This window comes from Coleofasciculus sp. FACHB-712, assembly GCF_014695635.1.
Classification (GTDB): Bacteria; Cyanobacteriota; Cyanobacteriia; order Cyanobacteriales; family FACHB-T130; genus FACHB-T130.
On the sequence record NZ_JACJOQ010000529.1, the window covers coordinates 1 to 6,574 of the forward strand.

General features: G+C 44.8%; 10 protein-coding genes. 7 read left to right on the forward strand and 3 right to left on the reverse strand.

All coding sequences use genetic code 11. The features are described 5' to 3' along the window. The 3 genes from H6F50_RS18135 to H6F50_RS18145 all read left to right on the forward strand — a co-directional run. The coding region (locus H6F50_RS18135) for a hypothetical protein (RefSeq protein WP_190429771.1) at positions 1-1,164 on the forward strand (1,164 nt) is incomplete at its 5' end. An 86-nt stretch (positions 1,165-1,250) separates the two neighbouring features. Then, the gene (locus H6F50_RS18140) at positions 1,251-1,481 is read left to right on the forward strand and encodes a hypothetical protein (RefSeq protein ID WP_190429772.1); all 231 of its coding nucleotides are present in this window, start codon (positions 1,251-1,253) and stop codon (positions 1,479-1,481) included. A 10-nt stretch (positions 1,482-1,491) separates the two neighbouring features. Further along, entirely contained in the window at positions 1,492-1,761 is a 270-nt protein-coding gene (locus tag H6F50_RS18145; protein ID WP_199292240.1) for a hypothetical protein, read from the forward strand. On the opposite strand, the gene H6F50_RS18150 is transcribed toward H6F50_RS18145, so the two are convergent. Further along, positions 1,753-2,394: a DUF4262 domain-containing protein gene (locus H6F50_RS18150; protein WP_190429773.1), complete on the reverse strand. Its 642-nt coding sequence runs from the start codon at positions 2,392-2,394 to the stop codon at positions 1,753-1,755. The two genes, H6F50_RS18145 and H6F50_RS18150, sit on opposite strands and share 9 nt — an antisense overlap. Positions 2,395-2,539: 145 nt before the next feature. Beyond that, positions 2,540-2,680: a hypothetical protein gene (locus H6F50_RS18155; protein WP_190429774.1), complete on the reverse strand. Its 141-nt coding sequence runs from the start codon at positions 2,678-2,680 to the stop codon at positions 2,540-2,542. Positions 2,681-2,741: 61 nt separating this feature from the next. On the opposite strand from H6F50_RS18155, the gene H6F50_RS18160 reads away from it, so the two are divergent. Next, positions 2,742-2,936, forward strand: coding sequence for a hypothetical protein (locus H6F50_RS18160; RefSeq protein ID WP_190429779.1), 195 nt, complete (start codon positions 2,742-2,744; stop codon positions 2,934-2,936). A 130-nt stretch (positions 2,937-3,066) separates the two neighbouring features. Here the strand turns inward: H6F50_RS18160 and H6F50_RS18165 are convergent, their stop codons facing one another. Then, positions 3,067-3,501, reverse strand: a complete 435-nt coding sequence (locus H6F50_RS18165; protein ID WP_242029099.1) for a late competence development ComFB family protein — start codon at positions 3,499-3,501, stop codon at positions 3,067-3,069. Between the two features lie 723 nt (positions 3,502-4,224). Here H6F50_RS18165 and H6F50_RS18170 point away from each other — a divergent pair. The 3 genes from H6F50_RS18170 to H6F50_RS18180 form a co-directional block, all read left to right on the forward strand. After that, positions 4,225-4,776 (forward strand): hypothetical protein, encoded by a 552-nt coding sequence (locus H6F50_RS18170; protein WP_190429775.1) that lies wholly within the window; start codon positions 4,225-4,227, stop codon positions 4,774-4,776. 18 nt (positions 4,777-4,794) lie between these two features. Next, positions 4,795-5,340, forward strand: coding sequence for an RNA 2'-phosphotransferase (locus H6F50_RS18175; protein WP_190429776.1), 546 nt, complete (start codon positions 4,795-4,797; stop codon positions 5,338-5,340). Between the two features lie 71 nt (positions 5,341-5,411). Further along, positions 5,412-6,574: AAA family ATPase (locus H6F50_RS18180; protein WP_190429777.1), on the forward strand; the 1,163-nt coding region annotated here is incomplete at its 3' end.

Below are 6,574 nucleotides of genomic sequence, written 5' to 3' on the forward strand. Positions count from 1 at the left end.
GCGCGGATTGTAGACTTCTTGAAGCAACACCGGGGTAAGTTGCCGCGTTCTACTCGAACTGCGGTGCGGCGCTATCTGAAGGAACGGGAGAAAAATCCTGTATTCTTCGATCGGGCAGCGCTCCGGGCACGGAGTGCGATGAAGCACCTGTATGCTAGCTTGCATATTAAACCGAGCGATCGCGCGGATGCAGTGTTATTTAAGGACAACCCGCCAGAAGATAGCCTCGCGTTTGCGCTGAAGCTGATGGCGATCGCATCCTCACCCTTAGAGCAAGCGCAACTGATTGTAGAATACAAAATCCCCTACACCGTGGCAGTGGGAGCCATCAAACAGATGACCCCTACCGTGCTAGTCGCGCTAATTAACTCCATGACACCCCAAGAGGTGATTAATAACCTCAAGTCACTCCAAACTCGCGGTGCGATGGAAAACCCCCAGGTAAAAGCACTCATCGACGAGAAATTGGAGAAAGCGCAAGGAGATGTCCGAGTAGCGGCTCTCAAGGCGCGTGTGGCAGCAGATGCGGCAGAATTAGACGCCGATACCGCTGCACGGTTAGAGCGCGTCATGGACGAACAGGTGAAAAAGCGTGGCAAAATTGCCAAACCGACTGCCTTATTAGTCGATAAATCTAGCTCGATGGAGAGTGCCATCGAAGTCGGAAAGCGCATTGCCGCTTTAATTTCCGGTATGGCGGCGGCAGATTTATTCGTCTACGCTTTCGACACCATGCCTTACCCCGTCAAAGCGACTGGGAACCAGTTGAGTGACTGGGAACGGGCATTCCAGCACATCAAGGCAAACGGTGCCACCAGCATCGGTTGCGGGTTGGAAGCGATGCGCCTAAGAAAGCAGCTGGTTGAGCAAATCATCCTGGTGACGGACGGAGGAGAAAATAAAGCTCCCTACTTTGTGGAAACTTTCGACGCCTACAAGCGCGATCTCAAAGTAGAGCCAAGCGTCCTCATCGTCAAAGTAGGTTATTCCTACGATTGGTTAGAGCGCAAGTTACAGGAAAAACAGGTGCAGATAGATACTTTCACCTTTGCGGGTGATTACTACTCGTTGCCGAACTTGATGCCACTTTTATCTCGTCCTTCGCGTCTAGAGTTGCTGATGGAAATTCTGGAGACACCTTTGCCAGTCCGGGATGACAAGTAGGGGTAGGTTTTAAAAAACTTACCCTGACAAAAAAAGTAGGGTGGGCAGTGCCCACCCTACGCTGGACTGCATAGGTTTCGCTATCGGTGAAATATATCAACGATAAATGTAGATTTGCCGCTAGTGGCAAATCCTTGCCAAAAATATATTCATCCCAAAAAGATGCCATGAGCGAAATACAGACAGCGTACAAAGTGGTAGCCCTTGCCGTATGGCAAATTGCTGGCGAAGAGCATCCCGATGATTTAGCAATATTAAAACGAATTTTTCGCGTTAAAGCAAAGGGAAAAAGAATTCAGACTTATTTCAAATTTTAATAAATTTGTCATGAGCATTTTTAAAGTAGAAATAGTCAAAATTAATAGCGCCAATCCTCACCCAAATGCAGACAGATTAGACATTTGCACGTTTGAAGGGATGGCGTATCAGGTTATTACTGCTAAGGGTAATTTCAAACCTGGGGATTTGGCGTTCTACTTTCCGATTGATAGTGTAATTCCGGAACAGTATCTCGATGAACTTGGGATTCGTCCTTACTACTCTAAGAAACTACAGGCAGTTACGGCTATGCCAAGCAAACCCTACAACTCAGGTTAGCAAGGGTTGAGCTTGAATTGGGCGGAACCCTTCTTCCCAAGGCCAGCGGTATTCTTTGTCTTGCCAAATCATCTGGATAACAGGATAGTGGAGACCTCCGTTAAACCAGGAAGCCCAGCAGGTGTATTCTGTTTTTGCCTTGTTACTACAAAGTTTAAATTGGAGCTGATAACCGTCGGCAAGTACGCCATCCAAAGGAGTATCCAGAGGTGGGGCATTCCCCTCGGCAATTTCCTGAGCGTATTCGTTAATCAGTCCCCCTGAAACGCGATTAGGAAGCCCCAGACATAAGATTTCTGGGTGTTGAAAGTTATACCAAAGTCCAATTGAGTATGTGAACTCTGGTTCGTCATCTTCTTCATTTGGATAAACGCCCATCAAGTGGCAATTATGTGGACTGTACAAAACATTATCGATTACAGATCCTTCGGGGGTATTTTCAATTGTTGTTATTGCTGACATCCAAACATCAGGGGCAATTTCTTTCCCTTGAGCATCGTTAAACAAGGCAGCGGCTTGAACAAATCCGTTATTAATCAAGGCATCCGCCAGGAATGATGTGGCTTTGAGCCGTTCTCCAGCGACCAGATATGTTTGTAGGGTTTCTAGCGCTTGCTCTCTACTGAGTGTCATAGTGTCTATTTTTGAAATGGAGTCACGCTGACTTGGGATGGAGGATTGCAGATTGCAGAAGTCTCAGCTCAAGTATAAGTTTAGCCGCCTTGTTTTTAGCTATTTCATCGCGTATGACAAATCTATCTTCTAGGAGCAGATGCAGCTATCTTACAGAGAAATTGCTTGGTGGATAAGCCTTTGCGCGATCGCTAGAGCCAAAATTGGTACAGAAGAGCGATCGCTGTTTTGAAGACAGATAAGACGCGATCGCTACCTCCTCCGCAAAGACGGTACTGAGTTGCATTAGTCAGTATCAAATTTATGGCACGGTATATAGGTGTAGGGGCACACGAGTGTGCGCTCTTATGATTAGAAAAATAGAAACCTACGATTGGCTGGAGCGTCGGTTACAGGAAAAACAGGTGCAAGTAGATACTTTCAGCTTTGCGGGTGACTACTACTCGCTGCCGAATCTTATCCTGCTTTTGTCTCGTCCTTCGCGTCTAGAGTTGCTAATGGAAATTCTGGAGACACCGCTACCAGTACGGGATGATAAGTAACTGCTCAAAGAATATAGTTGGGTTGAGCTTACGCTCAACCCAACTATAGAAGGGGTATTAGATTTCGTTACCTTAATCCAACCTACTAATTAAATTTAAAGTGGGACTTGGCTTGTCGTTATGGTAAAAATTATGGTCTATTGATGTAGGCGATCGCTTCTGTGACTTGCTGGGAAATCAGTTGTTGGAGTTCGTCTCTGGCACGTTGTTGCTGATACTCGGCACCTTCTTTTGTGGTGGCATAGAGAGGGGGCACTCTATTCAAGACATAGGCAACAATATCTCTCAGCTTCTGGATGCAATCGCTTGTGGCTTCAATTTCCGCCAACTGTGCGAGCGCCTCTTTTTGCACCAACTCTTCCATCACGTTGACGATCCTTTTACCCAGATAGGTTGGCTCAAACTCTGCTCCAGTAGGAGGTCTGCGTCGCGGAGGTTTTGGAGGCTCGCCTGAATCAAATTCAGTCAAGGGTGTTGCATCATCAACAAATGATTCAGACAGATAATTTAGCGTAGCTAAAGGATGATTTGATGGTCGGGAATTTGGATTTGTCATATAGCTCATCAGTACCAATGCTTCATTTTTAGCGCGATCTCTTGTAGGGTGGGCATTGCCCGCGAAAATCCCGACATCCCTACACAGAGTAGAATGGCATTGCCCACCAACCCAAGCTTTTATATTAACTTCACTTGACTTAGATCGATGCTTCCAGTTTGAGCAAAAAATTACCTGGCAAGCAATGCCCGCCATTCAGTTCAATCAAAGGTAAATTTATTTTTTACTCAAGATTTTCCAGATGAGATTTAGAAAATCTAATTAAAAGTCATAGTGCCTTATTCACTGCTTCATCACTTGGAAAAGCCTTAGCAACATTGGGTGCTAGCAATACTAAGTTAGTGCTTTGTTTGTAACGTTCAACATACTTCCCCTTGACATACCCATGCATTTGAGCGCTGTCGTATTCAGCACAAAGTTCATCATCAAACTCGGTGTTAATTTCCTTCTTTATTAAACCTTTGTTCTCTGCGCGTTGCTTCTTTTGCAGCGATCGCTACCTCCTCGGCAAAGACGGTACTGAGTTGCATTAGCCAAATATCAAACTCATTGCACGGTAATGCAGTAGGGGCACACGCCTGTGCGCCCCTATGATTGGGAAAATAGAAACGATCGGGAATCTGCCACAACCATCCTGTAGTACCTTATAATACAAATATTCAATTTCCCTTTCTTCTTTCCCACTCAGGACTCAAGAGGCGATTCATCGCGTCTCTACACATTTAGCCCTCAATGCCGCTCTTTGTAAAAAGTCGCCGCACATCCCTGGATACTTTGCGTAAACGCTATGATGCAGCAACGATTCTCGACGTAACTTCGCGCAGTAGCGAGCCTTGGATTCGCTTTAGCCCGTTTTATCCGCATGGTGGAATTCCCGTTCCTTTTTCCCCAGGACACTTCAGCTATACCGTTGAAGGAATTTGGCAAGGATTAAAAGTTTTTGAGTCTGCGGATGTAGATCCGGGCAAACTAGCGATCGCTAATATGAAAGGGATCAAGCGCACGACACGAACTTTCGGCAAGGTTCTAGGGCATCGTACAGGCTTAACCGGAGACAAATTATTGTCCTATGTAGAAGCCCGTCGTGCCATCTACCTACCATCGTATAAATGGGTACTAGAGAACCGCCTTCAGAACCTACTTGCGGAACTCAAACAGCTAAGTGCAGACCAAACAGTATTGTTATTAGATTATGAAACAAACTGCGATTTAGACGATTTATCGAGTCCTTTATCCCACGCAGGATTGGTCAAGCGATATTTAGAAGATGACTGGTATTGTTAAGCTAAAAAGAGCGACTTAATGAATAATTCTCGCTTAGTTAAAATTAGCAAATATCTCAGCAAGCATCTTCGGCATACTCCTGAAGCCATTGGTCTTGAACTTGCACCTGGTGGCTGGGTTGCTGTCGATGAACTTCTAAAAGCGTGTGCAGATCGTTCTTTTATGCTTACTCGTGCTGAACTTGATGAAGTTGTTGCTAAAAATGACAAAAAACGCTTTTCTTTTGACTCAACAGGTACCTTAATTCGGGCGAATCAAGGACATAGTACAGAAGTTGATTTGCAGCTAGAAGCCGTTGTTCCTCCAGATGTGTTATACCACGGTACAGGACAGGGTACAGTCGAATCAATTTTGAGTACAGGACTGTGTAAAATGTTGCGGCACCACGTTCATCTATCGAAGGATATTTCCACCGCAAAAACTGTCGGCGCACGACATGGTCGTCCAGTAGTTTTTGCTGTAGATGCGGCGGCGATGCACAAAGCAGGATATGAATTTTACTGTTCTGAAAATGGGGTTTGGTTGGTGGATTGCGTTCCAGCCGAATACTTGCAACAAATTTAATGGCAGCTTGGAAAAAAATTAAGCGCATTACTTTCTCATCATTCCATCACAAAGCAAGAAGAACTGAAACTATGGGATCGGGATATTTCGGAAACGACGAAAGCAATCCAGGCAACAAAAACCCGCAAGCTAAAGGCTTATTAGGTGCAGGTTGGCGACCCTTGACTCGGCAGATAGACTGGGGATTTCTTTGGCATTTAGTATTTAACGATTCCAAAGAGCTAAGCCAGAAAACTTTGGGTTTAGCAAGCGATATTGCTGATGCAATGGGTCGCAACGAATATACTTGGTGGGCAAATATTTTAAATGTATTTTCTGAAAGTACGCGATATGAAGTTGATGAATTCTGGAATTATATTACCCCAGATCCTCCAACTCCAGATTATCGCTTCCAAGACGTTTTAAGTGTTGATTCGCCTGTGATTCAATTTGTCAGTCGTAACAGCATTCCCATTGAACACGTCCTCAACCGGCTACAGGAAATAACGATTTTCAAAATTCTGGAATTATTGGGTCGTCCAGATATGATTACCCAGTATTATCTAGATCGATATTTTTATTTTCCGGTAGATCGATTTGTTAACTGGGAACGTCTCGATATTATTAACACGGTTTATGCCTATTGGCCTCAACAGCAAGCTTGGCTAGAAATTGAAAATTTAGATCGGGGACGGCGACGCTATACCCTAATGGCAAAGGAACTAGCGCCACTGATTAATAAAGCAACTTTTAATCTTGCAGTGATGCTGAGTGGCTACCAAAGTCGTGTAGGAAAAATTCACGGCGAATTTCCAATTCGGTCGTTTCCCGCCGATATTCAAAGCTTTACCGATACGGTACAGCAGGCAATTCTCGACCAAAGCCAGTTGGCGGTTCTCGTCCACGGAGATCCGGGTACGGGGAAAACTGCTTGGACGCAAGCTGTAGCACAAGAAATTCTCGCGCCTCTCGGATATGTGATTTTTATTCTGGATCACGATGCGGTTGAGAATTTTGTGCCGCCAAGTTACTTAGAGCGAATTTGTCTAATTATCAACGAAGCGGATAATTTAGCCAAAAATCGCGCTTCTGAAGCTGCTCAAAATAATAATAAGACGGAGCATATTTTGAGCTTACTGGATGGAACATTGTATCAAAGCGTAATTGATGATTCGGGAATTCATACGAAGCAAAAGTTAGTGGTTTTGATGACTTGCAATACAACTGAAAGATTAGATCCAGCCGTTTTACGCAA